The sequence below is a fragment of the Gemmatimonadota bacterium genome, assembly GCA_026706345.1.
Lineage (GTDB): Bacteria > JAAXHH01 > JAAXHH01 > JAAXHH01 > JAAXHH01 > JAAXHH01.
On sequence record JAPOYX010000139.1, the window covers coordinates 1 to 22,805 of the forward strand.

Consider the following 22,805-nt stretch of genomic DNA (forward strand, 5'->3'; position numbering starts at 1 on the left):
ATCACCGTCTTGTAGCCTTGGAGCAGGGCCAGGCGGACCTGAGGGAACGCATGGCAAGACTGGAGGGAATCCTGGAAGGCTTGGTCCTGGGTCGTTCAGAAAAGACTGACTGCTAGGCTGGCTCGTCGCTGTCCTTCGACTTGAAGATGCGCAGCAGCCGATTGAGCGGATCGTAAAACTCGCCGACGACCCGTTCCTTCAGGGGAATGATGGCGTTGTCCGTGATGGTGATTTCTTCGGGGCAGACGTGGGTGCAGCACTTGGTGATGTTGCAGTAGCCGATGCCCTGGTCGTCCTTGAGGTCCTTGAGCCGGTCCTCGGTGTCGAGAGGGTGCATTTCCAGGGCGGCGTTGTGCACCATGAGGCGCGGGCCGATGAACTCTTCGTGCAGGTCGTGTTCCCGCAGCACGTGGCAGACGTCCTGGCACAGAAAGCACTCAATGCACTTGCGGAACTCCTGCACCCGCTCGATGTCGTCCTGGTCCATGCGCCAGGTGCCGTCCGCGTCGTCCGGCTCGCGGGGCTTGAAGGGCTTGATCTTCATCTTGGCCTGAAAGTTCCAGGACACGTCCGTCACCAGGTCACGGATAGTAGGGAAAGCCTTCATCGGCTCGATGGTGATGGTTTCTTCCTCGGGCAGATCGCTCATGCGCGTCATGCACATCAGCCTGGGATTGCCGTTGACCTCCGCGGAGCAGGAACCGCACTTGCCGGCCTTGCAGTTCCATCGGACCGCGAGATCCGGCGCCGATTCCGCCTGAATCTGGTGCACCGCGTCCAGTACGACCATGCCTTCGTCGACCTCGGTGGAATAGTCCTCGAAACCGCCGCTCTCGCCATCGCCCCGCCAGATTCGGAAGTTGGCCGTCGCCATTACTTATTCTCCTCGATGATCGCTGCCAGGTCCTCCCGGAGCGGGTTGACCGGAACGCGGTTGATCACCATTTCGCCGTCGTCGTTCTTGTGCTGGGTAATGTTGACTCCGCCGAACGTCTCGTCCTTGTCCTCGTAGTCCTCGCGGAAGTGGGCGCCCCGGCTTTCCTTCCTCTCCAGCGCGGCGCGGGCTACCGCCTCCGATACGATCAGCAGGAACTTCAGATCCAGCGCGGTGTGCCAGCCCGGGTTGTATTCGCGGTTGCCGACGACGGAGACTTTGCCGGCCCTTTGACGCAGATCGTCGATGACCTCGAGGGCCCGCTGCATATCGCCTTCGTTGCGCACGATGCCGACGAGTTCCTGCATCCGTTCCTGCAACTCGTACTGAATCTCGAAGGGGTTCTCGCCGCTTTGCTCGCGGTCGAAGGGCGCCAGGGTCTCTCCAACGGCTGCCTCGACCTGACCGTCGTCGATAGCGCCATCGCCGTTCTCCCGTGCGAACTCCGCGGCGTATAAGCCGGCGCGCTGGCCGAAGACCAGCAGGTCGGAAAGGGAATTGCCGCCTAGCCGGTTGGCGCCGTGCAGGCCCGCCGCGCATTCTCCGGCCGCAAAGAGACCGGGCACGGACGACATCTGCGTGTCGGCGTCCACGAGCACGCCTCCCATCACGTAGTGGGTCGTGGGACCCACTTCCATGGCCTCCTTCGTAATGTCGATATCGGCCAGTTGCTTGAACTGGTGGTACATGCTCGGCAGCTTGCGCTTGATATGCTCTTCGGCGTTGGACAGCTTCTCCCTGATCCACGAAATGTCGAGGTAGACCCCGTCGTGGGGCGATCCACGGCCCTCCCGGATTTCCCGCACGATACACCGGGCCACGTGGTCTCGCGTCAGCAGCTCGGGCGGCCGGCGGGCTTCCTTGTCCCCCTGCGTATAGATCCAGCCCTCTTCAGGGTTATCCGCCGTCGAGTTCTTGTAGAGGTCGGGGATGTCGTCGAACATGAACCGGTTGCCTTCGCTGTTCGTCAGGATCCCGCCTTCGCCGCGGACGCCCTCCGTGACCAGGATGCCCCGCACGCTCGGCGGCCAGACCATGCCCGTCGGGTGGAACTGCACGAATTCCATGTCCAGCAGCGCGGCCCCGGCGTCGTAGGCCAGTCCGTGGCCGTCTCCCGTGTACTCCCAGCTGTTGCTCGTGATCTTGAAGGCCCGGCCGATGCCGCCCGTGGCCAGGACGACCGCCTTCGCGCGAAACACGCGGAAGCGCCCGCGCTCCCGGTCGTATCCGAAGGCGCCGACGACCCGGTCGCCGTCCTTCAAAAGGGCCACGATGGCGTGTTCCATGTACACTTCCATGCCCTGGTGGATCCCGTAATCCTGCAAGGTGCGGATCATCTCGAGACCGGTGCGATCACCCACGTGGGCAAGGCGCGGATACTTGTGACCCCCGAAGTTGCGCTGGAGGATGCGGCCGTCGGCCGTCCGATCGAACAGGGCGCCCCAGGCTTCCAGCTCCCGGACGCGGTCCGGCGCTTCCCGGGCGTGCAACTCGGCCATGCGCCAGTTGCTCAGGTACTGGCCGCCCCGCATCGTGTCGGCGAAGTGGACGCTCCAGCCGTCCCGGTCGTCCACGTTGGCGAGCGCCGCGGCCACACCGCCTTCGGCCATGACCGTGTGGGCCTTGCCCAGCAGGGACTTGCAGACGAGCCCCACAGACACCCCGGCCGCCGACGCCTCGATCGCCGCGCGGAGTCCGGCGCCGCCCGCGCCGATCACCAGCACGTCGTGTTCATGATTCTGGTGTTCCGCCATTAAAGGATTCTCCAATCCGTCCACACGCCCATGGCCACGAGGCGTACGTATATATCCGCGAAGCCTACCCAGACCAGGCTGAGCCAGGCCCAGGTCATGTGTTTTCTGTTCAGGCACGAAACGCAGTTGTAACTCGCATGCCGCACGGGCGCTTTCGAGAGCAGGTCCAGGTTCCCGCCGATCAGGTGGCGGAGGGAGTGGCAGCCGAACTGGTAGCCGCCCAGCAGGATTACGTTCAAGGTCAATACGAGGGTTCCGACACCGATGCCGAATGTGGTTTCACCGGTCGCCGAGTCCGTGAACCACATGGCCTTCCAGGCGTCCTGGACCAGGAAGATCCAGATGATGAACACCAGGTAGAGAAAATACCGGTGCACGTTCTGCATTATGAGTGGAAAGGACTGCTCTCCCCGGTACTTCTTTCTCGGTTCGGAAACGCTGCAGGACGGCGGGTCGGCCCAGAAGGCCTTGTAGTACGCGCCCCGGTAGTAGTAGCAGGTGATCCGGAATCCGGCCGGCGCCCACAGGATCAGAAAGGCGGGCGAAAAGGGGAGCAGGGCCGGCCACCAGTCCGGGCGGGGTCCGAACAGGGCATGGGACGAACTGCCGAAGATCTCGGGCGAATAGAAGGGCGAGAGATAGGGGCCCCAGGCGTAGAACTCGCCCTGAAAAGCAGCCCACGTGGAGTAGACGACGAAGGCGGAGAATACGCCCAATGTCACCAACTGCTGCGCCCACCAGGCGTCTCTACGGCGCGTCTGACCGAAACCGCTGGCCTTCAGCGTAACACCGGTTGTCGACATAGATTATCCTCTTGAAACCAGATAGTGAATCGGCCGGATTTCACAGACAAAACACATTAGCGCAAATTAGATGAAGAGGGGCCGCAAGGCAATAGAAAAAAGACGGCACGCACACCAGGTCTACCAGACCCGGCTCCGGGGTTTCGATCAGGATAAAACCATAGCCGAATCCCACGGAACCGAGATATATTGGAAATTCGAATCAGCGGTGCGACCCGTGAGCGCAGGGTCGCCGGAAACACGCCTTGAACAGGAACCTGCTTCCCTCAATGCCGTTCGAATCTGCCCCTGAAAAACCCTCCATCCGCGCCGCCGGGGGCCTGACGCCCCGCGCGCTGATCATCGGGATCGCGCTGGCCATGTTCATCGCGGTCTGGACGCCTCACACGAATTACGTGATGCACGGGCCCCGGCTCACGCTCAGCCACATCTCGATCGCCGCGCTCATTTCCTTCCTGCTCGTCGTCTTCTGCATACAGATCCCGCTTCGACGGTGGCGGCCCGGCCTGGCGTTCTCGGCGGGCGAGCTGTCCGTGCTCTTCGTCTTCTGCCTGGTCTCGTCGACCATCCCGGGCAAGGCCTTCGTGGATTACTTTCTTGGCATCCTGGCTTCCCCCCACTACTACGCCACGCAGGAAAACCGCTGGGCGGAATCCTTCTTCCCCCACCTCCCGAACTGGCTGGTGGTCAGCGACGATCGGGGAGCGGCACGGGGTTTCTACGAGGGCACGGGCCAGACGCTGCACCTGTGGATCGACTGGATCATTCCCCTTTTATGGTGGATGTGCATGCTGGCGGCGTTGTTCGTGGTCATGGCCTGTATCGCGGTGATCTTCCGCAGACACTGGGTGGAACACGAGCGCCTCGCGTTTCCCGCGGTGCACATCCCCGTGATGCTCATCGCCCAGACGACCCGCGGCGGCCGGCTGCCGGAGTTCTTGCGGGACCGGTACTTCCAGGTGGGTTTCGGCATCACCTTCGCCTTGCTGGCCTGGAACTGCGCCAGCTACTTCGGCGGCATACCGGCCATACCCATCGGGGCCGCTTTCAGGACCAAGATCCAGCTGGCGGCTTCGATTCCCCCCACCGAAGTCCAATTCAACATTTTCATGATGTGCTTCGCATTTTTCGCCGATCTGAAAGTGTTGATGAGCATTTGGATCTTCCATCTGCTGGCGCTTGCGGAAATCAGCCTGCTCAACCAGCTCGGCATTTCGGCAACCGGTGTGGCGGGCGGGGCCGGGTTCATCGTCCAGACCCAGCACTTCGGCGGCTTCTGGGTATTCGTGCTCTGGGGTTTCTGGATCGCGCGCCATCACCTCAAAGCGGTCTGGCTCAAGGCCGTCGGAAGATCGGCGGAGCTTGATGATTCCATGGAACTGGTGTCATTTCGCATGGCGGTGCTTGGACTGGCCGGCGGTCTCTGCTATCTCGCGTTCTGGTTGAACCGCATGGGCATGTCATTCGACGTGACCGCCCTCCTCCTGCTGATCACGCTGGCCCTCTACATCGGCGTGACCCGTATCGTCGCCGAGACCGGACTCGTTTTCCTCGACCTGCCGGTGGATTCGAACGAAATGACGGTGGCGGTCATCGGTTCGAGCAATCTGTCCCCCGCTAATCTGACCGCCCTCGGGCTCACCCACGCCATCTCTCACAATCACCGGGGCATCGGCCTCTCGTCGATGATACACGGCCTGAAGGCCGCCGACGGGTTCATGGGCGTCAAGAAGGGGTTCTTCGCCGCGGTCTGTATCCTGCTGGCGCTGACGTTCGTCGTCACCAACGGGTACACGATCTACGCCGGAACGACCGGGACCGGCGCCCACGATTTCGCTCCCCTGAAAGCCGATCTTTTCTACAACCAGCTGGTCACATGGCTCAACAATCCCTTTACCATGTCCTACGAGGAAATCTACTTTCTGCTGCTGGGGGCCGCGATTATGGGAGGACTCCTCTTCCTGCATTACCATATACCTTCCTGGCCCCTGCATCCCATCGGTTACACCGTGGCTGTTACGGATATCATCAATCTCCAGATCACGTCGGTTTTCATGATCTGGCTGATCAAATCCCTTCTGATGCGGCTGGGCGGGTTCGAGATGTACCGCAAGGTGCAGCCGGCCGTGATCGGCGTTCTCCTGGGATACGCGGCAGGCGTGACCCTCTCCCTGGTCGTCGATGTCATCTGGTTCCCGGGCCAGGGACACAACGTGCACAACTGGTAGGGGCGGAACGGCCATCCCCGCGCGGTCGTGCCGTTCAATCCCCGGTTGGCCGCCCCGGTCGGACGCAGCGCCTGGGACGGTCTAGAAGATCTCCGCGATGTGGGGTGTGTCCGGGAAGTACAGGGTGTCGACGACATAGGCTGCCAGGACCCCGATCACGTAACCGACAAGGATTCCCAGGAACAGGGGCTGGACCTTCCGGTAAAGCCCTACGCCGCCGATGCGGAGGAGGATCACCTGTACGAGCCACGCGACGAACAGGGTGAAGACGAGGCCTCGTATGGGCGCTGAAGCTCCGATGGCGAAACCGATGGGATTGAGCGGCCACCAGTAGAAGAGGTACCTGCCGACCGCCAGCACCAGGCTCACCGCCATGCCCGCCGCGAGAAACAGGACTTCGAGCGAAGTGATCTGCGTGGCGTTCTTCATCCACTTCACCACCAGGTCGAAAAACAGGTTCCCCGTGTTGCGCAGGTTGATGTGCAGGTTGTCCGCGCCTTCCTGGTATCCCGCGTATACGACGTATCCCGTGGAGATCGCCGTGCCCGCGGCGAAGGCGAGGCAAACCAGCAGGAAGAGCCGCCCGCGGTGCGCTCCGAGATAGTCCCGCCACCAGGCGATGTGCGAGAGGCCGACCATGGTGAAGGTCCGCCAGTTTCGGGCAAAGGCGTTGGTCAGTCCGAGACCGGTGAGCGTCGACCCGGACAGGTTGGCCGAACCCACCATGCCCACCGTAAAGGCGTGGGCGTTGATCGGCAGGTCGAGGTTGATCAGGCCGGCCTCGGCGAGGATGCGCGCGATGCCGAAGTAAAACACCAGGAGGAAGAACAGAAAGAGCAGGGCGATGGGGATGGAGAAACCGATGGCGGTCAGCCAGGCGGTCATGAAGACCAGGCCCAGGATAAGGCCGATTACCGCCGTCCTATAGGAGAACAGTTCGTTTTCGTCCCGCAGGTCGCTTGTCCTTCCGAGGGATTTCCGCAGGACGTCCCCGAGATGGCGCCTCGCCATCCAGCACCCGATCAGAGCGAACATGATCAGGCCGCCGCAGAACTGGATGGACACGAGTCCGCGGGGCACGATCGTCTCGGCGGGCGAGACCACGCCGAAGCGGTTGAGCAGGCCGGTTTCCAGGATGCCGAGCACCTGGAAGAGCCAGACGCTGAACAGGATCTCGACGTTAACGAAGAAGGCGAAGCACAGGACGTAGGGCACGAGCCGGATGGCGATCGGCGGGAAGGCGGGATCGATGACCACGTTAAACACCGGTCCGGGCAGGGGGATATGGGGAAGCACATCCCAGAAGCCGGCGATGTTCCACGCCATGACGGACAGGCTGGCCAGGAGGCCGGTCTGGAACAGCCGGTTGCCGAAGAGCGACGGCCAGCGACTGGTGGTGTTTCCGTCGGTCTCGAGCAGACGGACGATTACCTCGCCCATCGGGAACCGGAGGCGCTCGTACTCCACCCACTGCTTCCGGAAGATCACGACCAGGCAGGCGCCGATGAACAGCAGCGTCCCGAGGGCCGACATCCACCAGAAGAGGGGAACGACCCAGTCCTGCCAGGGAATCGGGGCGCCGGAAGGCAGCCCGGCGTAGAAGTCCGATACCTGCCCCTGGTCGTTGGGGATGACCGTCCACTCCGGCAGGTAGGCGAAGAAGTGGGCTTCCCACTGGTTTTCCGGGCTCGCGAAGTAGTAAGGCGCGGTGATTACGCTGATGAGATAGCGGACCATGCCCCAGTCCGGCACCATGGCCGCGATCAGGCCCATTGCGAAGATCACCAGGAGTTCCGGCCGGGTCAACGCGGCCCCGGGCGCGATGGTTCGTACCAGGACATTAGGCAGCAGCACCAGGGCCAGGAAGGGGATGAGCAGGCACAGCGGCATCTGGGGGAAGGTCAGGTAGTTGTAGTTCAGCTGTGCCGTGGCGTGCTGACCCCAGAACGCGACGCAACAGGCGAAGGCCAGTCCCAGGACAGCCGTTTTGAGGGATATGGGTTTCACGGCCATGCTTGGTCTAGCCTAGTCTAGCCTGGTCTGGCCTGGACGTGCAAGGAAGCGCATGGCCAGGTCCGGACTCGACAGGTTGTGGCGGGGCTATACCGGGCGCGCCTGGACTCACTCCTGGATGGAGGCCGTTCCGCGCTTGAGCCAGAACCCCCCGTCGACGCGCATGACCTCCCCGGTGATGTAGTCCGCGGCGTGGGAGCAGAGGAAAGTCGCCGCCTTGCCCAGGTCCTCGATCGTACCCATCCGGCCCCAGGGCAGTCTCTTGCCGCCTTCCTCCAATTCCTGCTCCGTCGAGTACTGGCGCTCGCCCGGCGTGTCGGTCCACCCGGGTTCGATCACGTTCACGCGGATGCGGTGTTCGAGCAATTCCAGGGCGATGATGGCGGCCATGTGATTCATGCCGGCCTTGGCGGAAGAATAGGCCAGCGACGTGGGAAAGGGCAGGAAGGACATGACCGAGCTGATGAAAAGGATGCTGCCGCCCTTTCCCGCCGCCGCCATCTTCCGGGCGCCGGCCTGCGCGATGTGAAAGGCGCCGAACAGGCTGACTTCGTAGGTTTTGCGCATTTCGTCCACGTCCATCTCGAGGAAGGGCTCCCGCTTCGAGTAGTAGGCATTGGCCACGACGATATCGGGACCGCCAAGTTCCGTCGCCGTTCTTTCCACCATGCCGTCCACCGCTTCCCGGTCCGACGCGTCCGCGCCGACGACGATCGCCCGCCTGCCCATGGCCCTGATTTCGTCCGCGACCGACTCGCCGTCGCCCCGGTGGCGGAAGTAGTTGACGGAGACGTCCGCCCCGGCACGGGCCATTTCTAGGGCGATGCCCTTGCCGATGCCCCGGGACGAGCCGCTGATCAGCGCGGTCTTGCCGGTAAGGTGGATCATATGGTCCTCGCATCCTTTATATTTTAACGCATCGGTCCGGCAGTCGCCCTATAACCCCATGGCTGCCATGTTGCGGTAGCTGATGGCAATGCTGTCGAAGGGATCGCCGGCGCAGGTGTCCTGCTCGACGACGTACCACTGGGATCCCGCGGACTCGCAGGCGGCGACGATGCCGGGCCAGTTCATGTTGCCCTCGCCGATCTCGGCCATCACCTGTTCCCGTCCCGACACGCCCAGGTCCTTGAAATGGATGACCGGGCACCGGTTGCCGACCCGTTCGATCCAGTGTATGGGATCGCCTCCGCCGTACTGGATCCAGTAGGTGTCGATCTCGAAGCACAACGCGGGGTCGCTGTCCTCGATGAGAATGGCCAGGCCGGTCCGGCCGCCCACGCGCACGAGTTCGGTATGGTGATTGTGGTAGCTGAAGGACATGCCGGCTTTCTTCAGCCTGATCGCCACGGCCGACGCGTCCACGGCGAACCGCGAGAATCCGTCCGGATCGTCCCAGTAGGACCTCGGCATGGATCCGACGGCGATATGCTCGCATCCCCAGAGATGGTGTTCCTCGATGACCGCATTCGGCTCCTCCTGCAGACGCTCGAAGGGTACGTGCGTGGCGCAGACGCGCAGGCCGGCGTCCCGGATCATGGCGCCGAGTTCCGCAGGGTCGACGGGCCCGAGGGCCGAAAGCTGTATGTGGTCGTAGCCGATGGCCTTGACTTTGTGCAGGGTGTCCGCGATTTCTGAGGGCGTTTGCACGAAGTCGCGCAGTGTATATAGCGTAACGGCGATTTTGCTGGCTGTCATCCATCTCTCCTTCATGTTTCCAGTGGTGCGAAGTCGGGTGAACCGTCGTCCCGGTTCCCACCGATCGGCCGCAACTGTCCCTGCCCCGTGACCGGCCGGGTCTGCCCGTCCCGGTCCGGATCCGCATAGCGTTCGAACCAACCCGTCAGTTCGCCGCGCAGTTCGTCGCATCTGGCTGCGTAACCCGCATCGTCCGCGAGGTTTGCCCGTTCGTCCGGATCGTTCTCCAGGTCGTACAGCTCGTTCGGTCCGCCGGGATACCGGTGCACGTACTTCCACGATTCCGTGCGGATCATGCGCGTACCGCCGTATTCGTCGAAAACTACGACATGGTCCCGGCCGGCATCGTGTTGTCCGTCGCAGTCCGTCCGGCCCATCCAGGCGTCCACGGCGTTTCGTCCGGGCAGGTTGCGCTCCCAGGGTACGGGCAGGTCCAGGTAGGAAAGCAGCGTGGGCATGAAATCGTAGGCGCTGATCATAGCAGGCTGCACGACGCCTTCAGGTACCCGTCCCGGCTGGCTGATCAGGGCGGGTACGCGGATGGGGTTCTCGTACATGTTCAGCGGACTGGTGCCGTTGCCCTTCCCCCAGAAACCGTGATGGCCCAGGCTGAACCCGTTGTCGCTCAGGAAGATGACCAGGGTATCGTTTCGAATGCCGTGCTGTTCGAGACGGTCCAGCAGGCGGCCGACGTCGAGGTCCATGGCCGTGACGGCCGCGAAGTAACCCTTCAGGCTTTCCCGGTCACCCATGCATTCGCGGGTCAGGCCGCCGGCCCAGGGATGAACGGGTTCCTGGGGACAGGAGTCGAAAGGGCAGTCGTCATAGGAATCGACGATTTCTTGCGGATGGCCCGTCCAAGGACTGTGCGGCGCGGTGTAGTGGACGCTCAGGTAGAAGGGGTCTTTCCGGTTGGTGTGGCGGTCGATGAAGGCCAGCGCATCGTCGGTAATGACGTTCGTGACGTAACCCGGCTCATTGGCCGGGATGCCGTTCCGCACCATGGGGGCGTCGTTGTATGGACCTCCGCCGAACTGGTGGGCGAACCAGTGGGAAAACCCGTGCTGGGGCAGAGTGCTGTTGCCCAGGTGCCACTTTCCGCTGAGGCCGCATCGCCAACCGTGTTCCGCGAGCACATCGGTGTACGCGGTTTCTCCCTCGAGGTAGGAAGCCGCGCCCTCGCCGACATTGGCTCCCCGGATCCAGTCATGTACGCCGTGCTGGGAGGGGATCCTGCCGGTCAGCAACGTCGCGCGGCTGGGCGAACAGACCGGCGTGGCCACAAAGAACCGGTCGAAGCGAACCCCGGTCTCCGCGATCCGGTCGATATTCGGCGTGCGGATTTCCCGGTTGCCGTAGCAACCCGCCGCCCACACGCCCTGGTCGTCGGTCAGGATGCAGAGCACGTTCGGTCGCGGTGTCGACATCTTGAGGTCCCGGAATCCCGGTGATTCGTCTGGCGCATTTACGGCATGTATCGGATAAGGACAAGCGAAATGGAAACTTAGCGCGCCGCAGATCGAATGTCACGCACAATCTGACCTTGCCCAATTGGCGTTTGCCATGCATCCGGCCCATCCCGTATATTGTCACCCGCGGAACCGGCAGGACCGGTCACGCGACCGCCGGACGCGTCGGTCTGATTGTCCTGGGCGGCCGAAAGACGATAAGCGTAAGCGGAAACGATTCTCGGGGAATCGGTACGGGACGCGCGTTATGATTCGAACGGCCATTGTGGGATATGGACTGGCGGGACGGCTGTTTCACGCCTACCTGGTGTCGCGGACCCAAGGATTGGAACTCGTCGCCGTCGCCAGCCGGGACCCGGTACGCCGGGCGCAGGCGGAACAGGACTGGTCCGTGGACACCCGGGAGACCCTGACCGATCTCCTGGCGGACGACCGCATCGAGCTGATCATCCTGGCCACGCCCCACGATAGCCACGCTGCCCTGGCCATAGAGGCCATGGAGGCCAGAAGACACGTGGTCGTCGACAAGGTCATGTGCATGAACGCCGCCGAAGCCGAGGACATGATCTCCGTCAGCCGGCGTCGCGAAGTCATGCTGAGCGTCTTCCACAACCGTCGTTGGGACTGGGGCTACCTGACCGTGCGCAAGGCGGTGGAAGACGGCCTGCTGGGCGATCCCTTCCTGGTCGAAAGGGCGGTGCACCGGTTCAGGGCCTCCAGGGGCTGGCGGACGAGCCGGGCGAAAAGCGGCGGTCTGCTCTACGACTGGGGCGCCCATCTGATCGACCAGGGGCTGCAGCTGCTGGCCGCCCGTCCCGCGGCGGTCCACTGCACGGGACACAAACACCGTTGGGAAGGGGACATCGAGGATCACGTAACCTGTACCCTGCATTTCGAGAACGGCGCCGAGTACCGCATTGAAATCAGCAATCTCTCCCCGATTTCAAAGCCACACTGGTACGTGCTGGGCACCCGGGGCGCCCTCGTCAAGACCGGCCTGGACCCCCAGGAGGACTGGATGAAGAAGGGCGAAATCGAGTCCGCGGTGGAAGCGCCGGAGAATCGCGTCCGGATTGCGGCGGAACGGGACGGCGAGATAACGGAGTGGACCCTGGACCCTGTGAAAGGCAGCTGGGTGGACTACTACCGCAACGTCGCCGCCGTGCTGGAGTGCGGCGGCGAACTGGCGGTCAAGCCCGGCGAGATGCTGGACCTGATGAAGGTGCTGGACGCCGCCACGGCGTCCCTGGAGTCCGGGCGCGTGGAATCGATAAGCTGAGGATCGACCGGGAAATGAAAACCAGGCGAATGGTCATTCTCACGGAAGGGCTGCTGGGTCCGTTCTCCTCCAAGACGGCCGCGTCGCTGATCCGCTACAAACCCGAAGAAACCGTGGCGGTGCTCGACAGCGTACACGCCGGGGAAAAGACGGAAGACCTGCTCGAGGTCGGGCAGGGCATCCCGATCGTATCTACCCTGGAAGAGGCGCTGGCCTACGATCCGACCTCGCTGGTCATCGGCATCGCGACGCCGGGCGGCGTTCTGCCGGCAGATTGGCGAGCAGTCATCCACGAGGCGATCGAACACGGCCTTGAGGTGGTGAACGGGCTCCACACGTTCCTGAATGAAGACGAGGCATTCTTACGACACGCCGAACAGAAAGGCGTACGGCTGTGGGACGTGCGGCAGCCGCCGGGCGACCTGGACGTGGGCCGGCACCTGGTCCACGGCCTTCCCAACCTGCGTGTGCTGACCGTGGGCGCCGATTCCAGCATCGGCAAGAAGATCGCCGCGATCGAGATCGACAGGGCGGCCCGCGAGGCGGGCTGGGACGCCGAGTTCGTGGCCACCGGACAGACCGGCATCATGATCTCGGGATCGGGTATCGCGGTGGACACCGTGGCCGCGGATTACATCTCGGGCGCGGTGGAAAGACTCGTTCTGGAACGAAAGCACCGGGAACTGCTCGTCATCGAGGGCCAGGGAACGATTCTGCATCCGTCCTATTCGGGCGTATCGCTCGGCTTGCTGCACGGTGCGGCGCCGCAGGCCCTGGTGCTGTGCCACCAGCCGGGGAGGGACGTGATGCGCAACCTGCCCGTGGCTGTTCCGTCCTACGAGGAAATGATACGCGTCCACGAGACCGTTGCCCGGCCCCTGTTTTCCTGCCGGGTCGTGGCGGTTTCGCTCAACTGCTTCGGCCTGTCCATGGATGACGCCCGGCGGGAGGTGGACCGTGCCAAGCGGGAGACGGGACTCCCGGCTGCGGACTGCGCGCTAGAACCGATGAGAATCGCGTCGATGAAGTGACGAAACCCGCTTCGACGAAGTGATGCTCGACGAAGCAAAACCGCTGTAACCGGAGTGTATCCGATGAACATCCGGATCATGACCGCCGATGAAGCCGGGGCGGGCATACTCAAAAGACGGCCGCTGAACGAGGCGGTGTCGACTCCCGGTATCGAGGAACGGAACAGGGCGTTGTTCGGCGAGCCCCTCAGCGCCGAACAGGCGGTAGCCAGGATTATCGACGACGTTCGCGAAAACGGGGACGATGCGGTCAGACGATACGCCCGGCTGCTGGACGGAAGCGCACCGGACGTCTTCGAGGTCCCGCAAAGCGAGATCGACGAGGCGGCCGCATCGCTGCCCTCCGGGTTGAGAGATGCCCTGGAAACGGCGGCCGGCCGCATACGTACTTTTCACGAGCGGCAACCAGCCGGGTCCTGGACGCACTGGGACGAAGAAGGCGGTACAGGACAGATCATCCGGCCCCTCGAGCGTGTGGGCGTCTACGTGCCCGGGGGAGGGGCTGCCTATCCTTCCTCGCTGTTGATGGCCGTGATCCCCGCCCGGGTCGCGGGCGCAGGCGAAGTCGTCGTAGCGACGCCGCCAGGGAGGAACGGTGCGGTGCCGCCCGTGGTGCTGGCCGCCGCTTCGGTGGCGGGTGCGGATACGGTCTACCGTATCGGCGGCGCCCAGGCGATCGCGGCGATGGCCTGTGGTACCGGGACTATTGCGCCCGTAGACAAGATCGTGGGCCCCGGGAACATCTACGTGACCCTGGCCAAGCGCCAGGTGTACGGGATCGTGGATATCGACCAGCTCGCGGGCCCCACCGAGACGCTGCTTATCGCCGATGAAGCGGCCAGTCCGGATCTCGCGGCGGCCGACCTCCTGGCGCAGGCGGAGCACGACCCCATGGCGACCGTCATTCTGATCACACCGTCGATGGCGCTGGCCGTGGCGGTCCAGGCCGCGGTGGACGATCAGGTGCGGGAGCTGGATCGGGCGGACATAGTCCGGTCGTCTCTGGCAGGGAACGGGGGGATCGTACTCGTTTCGGACCTGGACGAGGCGGTCGAACTGGCGAACGGCTACGCGCCGGAGCACCTGTGCCTGCTGGTGTCGAAACCCTGGCCGCTGGTGGACCGGATACGAAATGCCGGGGGGATCTTCGTGGGCGAACATTCATCAGAGGCCCTGGGCGACTATGTCACCGGTCCGAGCCACGTCATGCCCACCGGAGGCAGTGCCCGGTTCCATTCCTCCCTGAGTGTCCGGGACTTTCTGAAGATCACCAGTCTCTTCGCGGTCAACGAGAAAGCGGAAAAGCGCCTCGGGCCGTCCGCCATCGAACTGGCGGACGCCGAAGGCCTGTCGGCCCACGCCATGGCCATTCGCAGACGACTTTCCAGAGACCGGAACGGCGGCTGAACCCTGCTCGTCGGACAACCCTGGCTCGGCGGCTGACCCGGAACGTTGGCTGACTCCGGCTTGGCGGCTGATCCGGAACTACCCGCGTATCCGTCCGCTGTGGCTATCTTCCGACCTCGGCGAGCGACGCCTTGGCCGCCTGGGCCAGGAAACCCATATCGCTTCCGAGGGTTATCCACTGGAAGCCCTCCGCAATGCGCTTCCGGTTGATGTCCATCGAGATGAACGCGTATCCGCCGGGCACGCCGAGTTCCTTTCCCCGGTCCATGATTCCCTTGACCACCTTTTCCATCTCGGGGTGTGTCGGCTGGCCCACGTAGCCATGGGAGGCCGCGAGATCGTTCGGCCCGACCAGGAAGGCGTCGACGCCGGGCGTGGTGAGTATGTCGTCCAGGTTCTCCACCGCCTCGACCGTCTCGATCTGGACCATGATGAACGTTTCCTCGTTGGCGGTGCGGAGGTATTCCGCCAGATCCAGGCCGGCGGTATTCAGGAAGCGGGCGCCCATGCCACGGATGCCCATGGGAGGGTACATGGCCGCGCTGACCGCGTATTCCGCCTGCTCGCGGTTGTTTACCCAGGGAATGATCAGGCCTTCCGCCCCGATGTCCAGCGCTTTCTTGATGTGTACCATGTCGTTCCACGGCACGCGGACCAGCGGGGTGACGTCCCGGCCCCGGGTCGCCTGGATCATTGGATGCAGGATCTCCGCGTTCAACGGGCCGTGTTCGCCATCGAACCAGATCCAGTCGAAGGCCAGGTTCGACACCAGTTCCACGATGTCGTTACTGGGGGTTCCAACGGATACGCCGTAGGTCACTTCGCCGTTGCGCAGCTTCTCTTTCAGCATGTTTTTCATGGGTTCTCCTGCAGGGCAGTCACTCGATAAGGACAGGTGGTTTTACGTAAGATTTCACGATTGATTCGCGTGTGCGCGATTAGTATATTGCAAGCCGGTTTGGATGGAAACCCCAAAATGGACAGGGAGGTTGCATCCCGGTGGTCAGGCGGCGGTTGCCGCATTGTATAAGGAGTGAACACTCATGAGAAACAGGATGCGTATCCCCTGGATGAAGAGTACAGGCATGTTGGCGGGAGTTCTGATTCTCACTGTAGCGGCACTTGTAGTCCATGCTCAGCAGATACCGTACGAGCCCACGGCCGAAGGCCAGATTCCCGAAGCCATCCTCGGCAAGGCAGGCGCGCCTCGCGGCGGCGACCTGGCCTATTTCGACGAAGATCAGGCTACGAAAGGATACCTGGCCGAACCGGAAGGTCCTGGTCCCCGGGGCGCCGTCATCCTGATCCATGAGTGGAACGGCCTGGTCGACCGCGTGAGGCAGGTAGCCGACGCCCTGGCCGCGGAAGGCTACGTCGCCCTGGCGGCCGACCTGTATTCAGGCCGAACGGGGAGCAACCGCGACGAGAACATGGCACTCGTGCGGGAAACCCTGGGCGATATGGACAAGATCATCCGCAACCTGGACGCGGCGGCGGCCTATCTGAGATCACGGTCCGATGTGAACGGCAAGATCGGCGCCATGGGCTGGTGCTACGGCGGCGGGGTCGCCCTGAGCTACGCCCTGGGCGGAGAGAACCATGACGCCACGGCCATCTTCTATGGACGGTTGCTCGACGATCCCGAACGTCTCCAGGCGATTCACCACGAAGTCTATGGCACCTTTGCCGGACTCGACCGCGGTCCCTCGCCCGAGCAGGTGGAACGCTTCGTCGCCGCGCTCCGCCAGGCTGGCGTGGAGAACGACGTGCATATATACGACGACGTCAACCACGGGTTCTGGCTTTACGTGGATCGAGACCCGAATAACGAGGCACCCGCCTTGGACGCCTGGGAGCGGCTGAAGGCCTATCTGAAGCGGACCTTGGGTAGCGATTGATGTTGATACATCACCGAATGAGGAAAGTGCTAAGGTATGCAAGGTGGGGTAAAGTTTTAGATGGGAAAGACATCTGTCAAAAAAGTTAGTAAAGGATTCAGAGATCCTGCTTTCATGGCGAATAGGGATGTGCCTATACATCGCTGGGTGCCATGGATTGCAGGTTATTCGCACCAATTTGTTGAAGACGCACTTAAACGACACCTGCAGGATTTTAGCAGAGTTTTGGACCCGTTTGCTGGAGTCGGGACAACTCTTGTCGAGGCGGACCTTTCTGGACACGACACCATAGGGTTTGAGATCAATCCCTATGCCGCAATGGTTTGTAGAACCAAGCTTGAGTCACATCATATTGACCTTCAAAAACTTCAAGTTGCTATCTCTGAATTTATGGAGTATTCCAATGATGCTGAAACCGGCAATTGGCAACCCAAAGCTTCGGCTCCAAAAGGATTTCGCACAAGGGTACCTTTTTTTAGTCCGAATGTCCTACGAAAGGTTCTGCTGTGCCAAGATTTTATTAAGCAAGAAAAATACACAGAGTTTTCAAATCTGTTTCGAGTCGCTTTTGCCGCGACGATGGTTGACTATTCAAACTACTCATACGAGCCGAGTCTTGGACGGAAAAGTGCAGCGGGCCGTCCAGATGTCAGTGATTTTCCAGTCTTAGAAACAATAGCCGGTAAGATCTCGCAAATGGCCGACGATGCCCATTGGTATAGTAAGTCTCGCAATCGATCGAATAGGAGTGATGGCACTGTAATAAACAGCTCGTTCTTTGAAGAGTTCAAAAAGATTGAACCGGAGAGCATACATCTTCTCGTCACTTCACCACCCTACCTCAACAACTACCATTACAATCGCAATACAAGGCCACATCTCTACTGGCTGGATCTATGTCATAGTCCAGGGGACTTAAAAAGATTGGAGGATTTGAACTTTGGAACTTATTGGCAGAACGCTAGAGATCAAGCACAAATCGATCTCGATTCGACAATCCTGGATACGGAAATCAAGGAAACGATCGAAGAGGTGAGAAGCAAGAATCCAGATAAGGGTGTCTATGGAGGTGCGGGCTGGGCAAATTATGCTACAAGGTATTTAAATGACTGCGTTAGGTTTATTGACGGTGCGAACTGGTGCCTGCGCCGAGGAACCACTGCACTTGTTGTAATCGGAAACAGCATATTGCAGGGGGTTACTATTCCTACTGACAGGTTCTTGTCTAAAATCGCAGAAACCAGGGGCTTGGATACAGTTGAAATACATACACCTCGTAAGTCTAGGGTCGGAAGTAGCATTGTCGATTCCTCAGTCCGAGCTGGCAAATCGACTAAAGGATCGCGGTTGTATGAATCCATTGTGGAGTTACGTAAACCATGAACCTCGAATTGTATGATCCATTGACATATGAGAACCTTATGATGGGCTTGGTGGTAAGCTATGAAAAACAAGGGACTTTACCACTTAGTGAAGACTCCATTCGTAACATAGATGGACCAGGGATCTACTCGTTATACTATTCAGGTGAATTAACAATCTACAAATCTATCAAGGATTCACGCAGCAGACCTATTTATGTTGGAAGGGCCGTACCTCCAGGTTCAAGAAAGGGCGATTCGATAAACATATACTATCCAAGTTTGCGTAGCCGAATACGAGAACACTTGAAATCCATTAACCAGGTCCGTGACCTCACGGCGTCCCATTTCACATTCAGATCACTCGCCGTTGAGCCAGTATGGATTACATTAGCAGAGAGGTTCCTAATAGATCACTATTTGCCAGTTTGGAACCGGTGCATTGATGGTTTTGGCATTCACGATCCGGGTAAAGGTAGGCAGGAAGGAGAGAAGAGTTGGTGGGACACACTCCATCCTGGGCGACCTTTTGCTGCAAATCTTAGAGTTGTGAAGACCCAAGAAGCTGCAATTGTTATGGTTAAACAGTTTTTTAAGAACTCTCAAACAAAGTAAAGTTGAATACTTGACTCCCTTCGATCAGGCCGTAGCCGAAATCGACACTTTCGGTTTTACCATGCTGCCCGGCGTGCTGTCGGCGTCACAGGTACGCACGCTTCGTGCGGCGTTGATCCGCGTCGCTGCGGCGCACGGCGAGGCCGGTTACGAGAACCGCGGGGGGACTTCGCTGCTGGTGCGGAACCTGCCTACCCTGGACCCCGTATTCCTCCTGGTTGTCGATCATCCCGTCGTTCTGCCCATTTTGGAACGGGTGCTGGACAAGACCCTCGTGCTGGGCAGCCTGAGTTCCCGCATCGTGCGGCCGGGCGACGGTTTCCAGGATTTTCACAGCGATATACCGCAGCACATGCTGAACCCGGTTTCCCCTGTGATGATGAACACCATCTGGATGCTGGACGATTTCGACGGGGAGATCGGCGGCACGCGCATCGTCCCCGGTTCGCACAAGAGCGGATGGGCCGGTCCGCCGGAGGGCATGGAGGTACCGCACGTCTACCAGCCCGAGGCTTCCGCGGGCAGCGTGCTGATCTTCAACGGACAGTGCTGGCACGGCGGCGGCGCGAACACCACCGACCGCAACCGGCACGCTCTTTTCGGGCACTACCGCAAGTCCATGCTCCTCTTCCAGCTCGACCCCCACGACGGTTTCCGGGACGAGTGGTTCGAAGGGCTGTCCCCCCGGCAGAAGCAGCTTATGCGCATGCAGAAGGGAGTCGGCGCAAGCCACGCGGCGGACGATCATCTGCTGTAACTCAGCAGCGATTCAACCGATTTGGCCGGCTGGCCGCGCGCCGCCACAGACCGGACGCGCATCGCTCGCTCGGTCCAGCGCCACCATAGAATCGGGCGATTTCTTCATTTCGGCATAAACACATGGAGTAGTCATGGCGACATCATCAGGATCCGGGCGCCTTGAGGAGGGAACAAAGGAATCCCTCGATTTCTCGAAACTCAGGCAGATCGCAGGCATCCGGGAGGATGTCCTGCCGGTAGTCGTGCAGGATTCCTCTACGAAGGAAGTGTTGATCCTGGCCTACATCAACCGCCTGGCCCTGGACGAATCCCAGAAGACCGGGATTGCCACGTTCTGGAGCACTTCGCGGAATGAGCTGTGGGTGAAAGGCGCCACCTCGGGAAACGCGCTGGGTATCGATGAAATCCGCGTGAACTGCGAGCAGAACTCCGTGGTCTTTCTCGTGACGCCCCGGGGCGGCGGAGCCTGTCACACGAAGTACAGCGATGGGCGGTACCGTACCGGATGCTACTACCGCCGCGTGAAGTCGTCCGGGGAACTGGAGTTCGTCTGAAGATAACCCGGATCAGCGACGTGTTGCTTTTTTTAACATCCCTCCGAAAATATCCAGTAACATTCCCGTATTCCGGCCTGAAAGCGTGCGTTCCCCGCCTACCCTCCGAAAGCCGCCATGTAGAGCCTGGTGCGTTCGTTCAGGACGCCGTAGAAGGCCCGGGTCTCCGGGTCGTCGCTGTCTCGCCATAAGGTGGCGGGTATCCCCGAATCGTTGGCTAGGGGATCCCGGTTCCGGTGGCCGTAGTAGATCTGCGCGGTCTTCCGCACGGCCCGCGTGGGGCGCGTGGTGGCCGTGTGGAGCACCGATACGTTGAACAGGGCGCAGGTGCCTGCGGGGCCGTGGAGGTCGCAGACCCCCCGTTCCAGCTGTGCGCCGTTTTCCTTCAGGACGGGCTCGTCTATCCCTTCGGGCGAGATGGAGAAGCAGTGGGTGTTCTCGTCCACGTCGGTGAAATAGGCCATGAGCTGGATGTAGTCCATGCGGAGGGGATGGTCGAACCAGTGGGCCTTGTCGCGGTGCCAGCGCTGGTGAAATTCACCCTTGTACGGTCCCATGGACCGCAGTCCGATTTCTCCGAAACAGAGCGGACCGCCCATCAGTTCCTCTATGGTGCCGTAGATGGCGGGATGGCGTATCAGTCCGTCAAAGGCCGGCGAGGTGATGAGCGCGTCGTAGTTGGCCTCCTGGTGATGGCCGTAGGGATGCCAGAAATAGGGGAACCGGCGGCGGTCCTCGTCGAAGAGATCGCGAAAACGATCCACCTCCTCGTCCGAGAGGACCTTTCCGAGATTGATAAATCCGTTCTGGCGAAAAGACGCCAGGAAGGCCTGCTTCATGATATTCCCTGTTCGGATCATCGGATCTGCCGATCCCGGCGCTCCGGCTGGCTCCACGGCTCCGGCCGACTCCATTCGATTCCCGATCAATCCGCCCTGAAATCGATGCGTACACCGCACACGATGCGCATCCCGCTCAGACCGACCGGGTAATGCCCCCGTCGACCCGCAGGTTCTGCCCGGTGATATAGCCGGACCCGGGGGACAGCAGGAACGCGGCCGTTTCCGCGATCTCTTCCACGGTGCCGTAGCGTCCCATGGGAATGCGCGACTTGAAGACCTCCGATTCCGGGAGGCTGTTGATGAACCCCGGCAGGATGTTGTTCATCCGGATGTTGTCTCCGGCGTGGTTGTCGGCGTAGATCTTCGTATAACTCGCCAGGGCCGCCCGGAAGGCTGTCGATACGGGAAAGTAATGTTCCGGTTCGAAGGCGGCGTAGGTCGAGATGTTCACGATCGATCCACCGCCCTGGCCAATCATGATCGACGTGACGAGGCGCGCCATGCGCACCACGTTGAGAAACACGATGTCCAGTCCCGTGTGCCAGTCTTCGTCCGGTATGTCCAGGAGACTGCCCTTAGGCGGATGCCCGGTGCTGTTGACGACCCCGTCGATGCGTCCGTGGGCGTCCATGGTCAGGTCCACCAGTTTCCCCAGGTCGTCCTCGTCCGTGACGGACCCTGTCACGCCGATGCCGCCCAGTTCCCCGGCCAGTGATTCCGCCGCTCCAGAGGGGGACAGCAGCGAGACGGCCCACCCCTGGCCGGCCAGGTTCTTCGCGATGGCCGCTCCCATGCCGCGTCCCGCCCCCGTAATGACCGCTACGCGTTGCGCACCCATACCGCTCCCTTCGTCTAATCGATCCGTTGTCCGCTGCCGGATCCCCGTCAGGAGATGCAATCCCGCTTTCCGTTGTCGGCCGCCGGACCCTGTCCGGAAATGTATTCCTGTTTTCATTGATACGCGGCCGGGTTCACTGGATAAACCGGCCCGGCCATGGCGTTATATAAACAAATGCATTGCAGTAATCAATGACAGAATATAGCGTTAGATCGTGAAGATAACCGGACTGAAGACCCACTCCGTCCACGTGAACCACCGGGGCGACTGGACCTTTCTGTCGGTGCATACCGACGAGGGGATCACTGGGTACGGCGAGGTGAATCCCGGCGGCGCCAGGGCCGGGAGCGTGGACTTCCTGCAGCAGGTCGAACCCGTGCTGGCCGGCCGCGATCCCGGCGCCATCGAACGCATCCTGGCCGAGCTCCTCCCTTCGCCCGTGGACCGGTCGAAGGTGATGGCCCTGAGCGCCCTCGACCAGGCCCTGTGGGACATCAAGGGGAAGGCCCTTGGCGTGCCCGTGGCCGACATCATCGGGGGACGCTGCCACGAGGAAATCCCCCTCTACGCCAACATCAACCGGGCCACGACGGACCGGACGCCCGAAGGCTTCGCCCGGAACGCCGAAGCGGCGGTCTCGGACGGTTTCGACGCCGTGAAACTGGCCCCCTTCGATGGGATGCCCTCAGGTATCGACCGGGCTTCCGACGCCCGGGAGGGCATTGCCTGCATGGAAGCGGTGCGCGCCGCGATCGGTCCGGACGTATCCCTGTTGATCGACTGCCACAGCCACTTCACCGCCAGGGGCGGGTGCGAGGTCTTTGACGCGCTGAGGGACCTGGCCCTGTACTGGTACGAGGAACCCGTACCCGACGAAGACCACGAGGGATACCGGGTCATCCGGGATCACATCGACGTACCGCTGGCGGGAGGAGAAAGCCTGATGTACCGGGAGGGGTTCTGGCCCGTCCTGGACGGGGGACTGATGGACGTCATCATGCCGGACGTAACGGTGGTGGGCGGGCTGTGGGAACTGAAGAAGGTCGCCGCCATGGCGAAGGGCCGGGGGATTCCTACCGCGCCGCACGGTCCGTTCGGGCCGTTGACCATCGCGGCGGGCGTTCAGGCCATGGCCGCCCATCCCGGTTTTCAGATCCTGGAATACGCCTGGGGAGAGGTGCCCTGGAGACACGAATTGCTCGAACCCGCGGAACGGATCGACCGCGGACGCATCCGTGTATCCGACCGGCCCGGCCTGGGCGTCTCGCTGAACATGGAAGCTATTGAAATGCACCGCACAGGCCAGTAGTCAGTCCGGGGTT

Annotated in this window: 20 protein-coding genes; 10 read left to right on the forward strand and 10 right to left on the reverse strand. The window is 61.6% G+C overall.

Annotation, left to right across the window (positions count from 1 at the left end; translation table 11 throughout):
• Positions 1-112 precede the first annotated feature (112 nt).
• The 3 genes from OXG98_08805 to OXG98_08815 are packed head-to-tail and all read right to left on the reverse strand — an operon-like array spanning position 113 to position 3,491.
• A complete protein-coding gene (locus OXG98_08805; GenBank protein MCY3772105.1) occupies positions 113-874 on the reverse strand; it encodes a succinate dehydrogenase/fumarate reductase iron-sulfur subunit in 762 nt (253 codons plus the stop codon).
• On the reverse strand, positions 874-2,688 hold the full coding sequence (locus tag OXG98_08810) for a fumarate reductase/succinate dehydrogenase flavoprotein subunit (GenBank protein MCY3772106.1): 1,815 nt from the start codon (positions 2,686-2,688) through the stop codon (positions 874-876). Before OXG98_08810 ends, OXG98_08805 begins: the two co-directional genes overlap by 1 nt.
• On the reverse strand, positions 2,688-3,491 hold the full coding sequence (locus OXG98_08815; protein MCY3772107.1) for a succinate dehydrogenase: 804 nt from the start codon (positions 3,489-3,491) through the stop codon (positions 2,688-2,690). Before OXG98_08815 ends, OXG98_08810 begins: the two co-directional genes overlap by 1 nt.
• A 269-nt stretch (positions 3,492-3,760) precedes the next feature.
• Between OXG98_08815 and OXG98_08820 the strand changes: the two genes are divergently transcribed.
• Positions 3,761-5,719: a hypothetical protein gene (locus OXG98_08820; protein MCY3772108.1), complete on the forward strand. Its 1,959-nt coding sequence runs from the start codon at positions 3,761-3,763 to the stop codon at positions 5,717-5,719.
• 81 nt (positions 5,720-5,800) lie between these two features.
• Here OXG98_08820 and OXG98_08825 read toward each other — a convergent pair whose 3' ends face one another.
• The 4 genes from OXG98_08825 to OXG98_08840 form a co-directional block, all read right to left on the reverse strand.
• Complete coding sequence (locus OXG98_08825) at positions 5,801-7,732, reverse strand: hypothetical protein (GenBank protein MCY3772109.1); 1,932 nt, start codon at positions 7,730-7,732, stop codon at positions 5,801-5,803.
• A gap of 108 nt (positions 7,733-7,840) precedes the next feature.
• The gene (locus OXG98_08830) at positions 7,841-8,620 is read right to left on the reverse strand and encodes an SDR family oxidoreductase (GenBank protein MCY3772110.1); all 780 of its coding nucleotides are present in this window, start codon (positions 8,618-8,620) and stop codon (positions 7,841-7,843) included.
• A 48-nt stretch (positions 8,621-8,668) separates the two neighbouring features.
• Positions 8,669-9,430: a sugar phosphate isomerase/epimerase gene (locus tag OXG98_08835; protein MCY3772111.1), complete on the reverse strand. Its 762-nt coding sequence runs from the start codon at positions 9,428-9,430 to the stop codon at positions 8,669-8,671.
• 11 nt (positions 9,431-9,441) lie between these two features.
• Entirely contained in the window at positions 9,442-10,857 is a 1,416-nt protein-coding gene (locus OXG98_08840) for a sulfatase-like hydrolase/transferase (GenBank protein ID MCY3772112.1), read from the reverse strand.
• A gap of 289 nt (positions 10,858-11,146) precedes the next feature.
• Between OXG98_08840 and OXG98_08845 the strand changes: the two genes are divergently transcribed.
• The 3 genes from OXG98_08845 (at position 11,147) to hisD (ending at position 14,616) form a co-directional block, all read left to right on the forward strand.
• A complete protein-coding gene (locus tag OXG98_08845; GenBank protein ID MCY3772113.1) occupies positions 11,147-12,178 on the forward strand; it encodes a Gfo/Idh/MocA family oxidoreductase in 1,032 nt (343 codons plus the stop codon).
• Positions 12,179-12,192: 14 nt separating this feature from the next.
• Positions 12,193-13,209: a DUF1611 domain-containing protein gene (locus tag OXG98_08850; GenBank protein ID MCY3772114.1), complete on the forward strand. Its 1,017-nt coding sequence runs from the start codon at positions 12,193-12,195 to the stop codon at positions 13,207-13,209.
• Positions 13,210-13,272: 63 nt separating this feature from the next.
• Positions 13,273-14,616 (forward strand): histidinol dehydrogenase, encoded by a 1,344-nt coding sequence (gene hisD, locus OXG98_08855; protein ID MCY3772115.1) that lies wholly within the window; start codon positions 13,273-13,275, stop codon positions 14,614-14,616.
• A 103-nt stretch (positions 14,617-14,719) separates the two neighbouring features.
• Here the strand turns inward: hisD and OXG98_08860 are convergent, their stop codons facing one another.
• Positions 14,720-15,475 carry an aldolase/citrate lyase family protein gene (locus OXG98_08860; GenBank protein ID MCY3772116.1) on the reverse strand — a complete coding sequence of 252 codons (756 nt, stop codon included), beginning with the start codon at positions 15,473-15,475 and terminating at the stop codon, positions 14,720-14,722.
• Positions 15,476-15,659: 184 nt separating this feature from the next.
• On the opposite strand from OXG98_08860, the gene OXG98_08865 reads away from it, so the two are divergent.
• The 5 genes from OXG98_08865 (at position 15,660) to OXG98_08885 (ending at position 19,803) form a co-directional block, all read left to right on the forward strand.
• Entirely contained in the window at positions 15,660-16,514 is an 855-nt protein-coding gene (locus tag OXG98_08865; GenBank protein MCY3772117.1) for a dienelactone hydrolase family protein, read from the forward strand.
• A 60-nt stretch (positions 16,515-16,574) separates the two neighbouring features.
• The gene (locus OXG98_08870) at positions 16,575-17,897 is read left to right on the forward strand and encodes a DNA methyltransferase (GenBank protein ID MCY3772118.1); all 1,323 of its coding nucleotides are present in this window, start codon (positions 16,575-16,577) and stop codon (positions 17,895-17,897) included.
• The gene (locus tag OXG98_08875; GenBank protein ID MCY3772119.1) at positions 17,894-18,490 is read left to right on the forward strand and encodes an Eco29kI family restriction endonuclease; all 597 of its coding nucleotides are present in this window, start codon (positions 17,894-17,896) and stop codon (positions 18,488-18,490) included. Before OXG98_08870 ends, OXG98_08875 begins: the two co-directional genes overlap by 4 nt.
• Positions 18,491-18,500: 10 nt before the next feature.
• Positions 18,501-19,247 carry a phytanoyl-CoA dioxygenase family protein gene (locus OXG98_08880; GenBank protein MCY3772120.1) on the forward strand — a complete coding sequence of 249 codons (747 nt, stop codon included), beginning with the start codon at positions 18,501-18,503 and terminating at the stop codon, positions 19,245-19,247.
• A gap of 133 nt (positions 19,248-19,380) precedes the next feature.
• Positions 19,381-19,803, forward strand: coding sequence for a phosphoribosyl-AMP cyclohydrolase (locus tag OXG98_08885; GenBank protein MCY3772121.1), 423 nt, complete (start codon positions 19,381-19,383; stop codon positions 19,801-19,803).
• 98 nt (positions 19,804-19,901) lie between these two features.
• Here the strand turns inward: OXG98_08885 and OXG98_08890 are convergent, their stop codons facing one another.
• Positions 19,902-20,642 carry a phytanoyl-CoA dioxygenase family protein gene (locus OXG98_08890; GenBank protein ID MCY3772122.1) on the reverse strand — a complete coding sequence of 247 codons (741 nt, stop codon included), beginning with the start codon at positions 20,640-20,642 and terminating at the stop codon, positions 19,902-19,904.
• Between the two features lie 136 nt (positions 20,643-20,778).
• Positions 20,779-21,483 (reverse strand): SDR family oxidoreductase, encoded by a 705-nt coding sequence (locus OXG98_08895; protein ID MCY3772123.1) that lies wholly within the window; start codon positions 21,481-21,483, stop codon positions 20,779-20,781.
• A gap of 214 nt (positions 21,484-21,697) precedes the next feature.
• Here OXG98_08895 and OXG98_08900 point away from each other — a divergent pair, with 214 nt between their 5' ends.
• Positions 21,698-22,792: a mandelate racemase/muconate lactonizing enzyme family protein gene (locus OXG98_08900; GenBank protein MCY3772124.1), complete on the forward strand. Its 1,095-nt coding sequence runs from the start codon at positions 21,698-21,700 to the stop codon at positions 22,790-22,792.
• Positions 22,793-22,805: the final 13 nt, after the last annotated feature.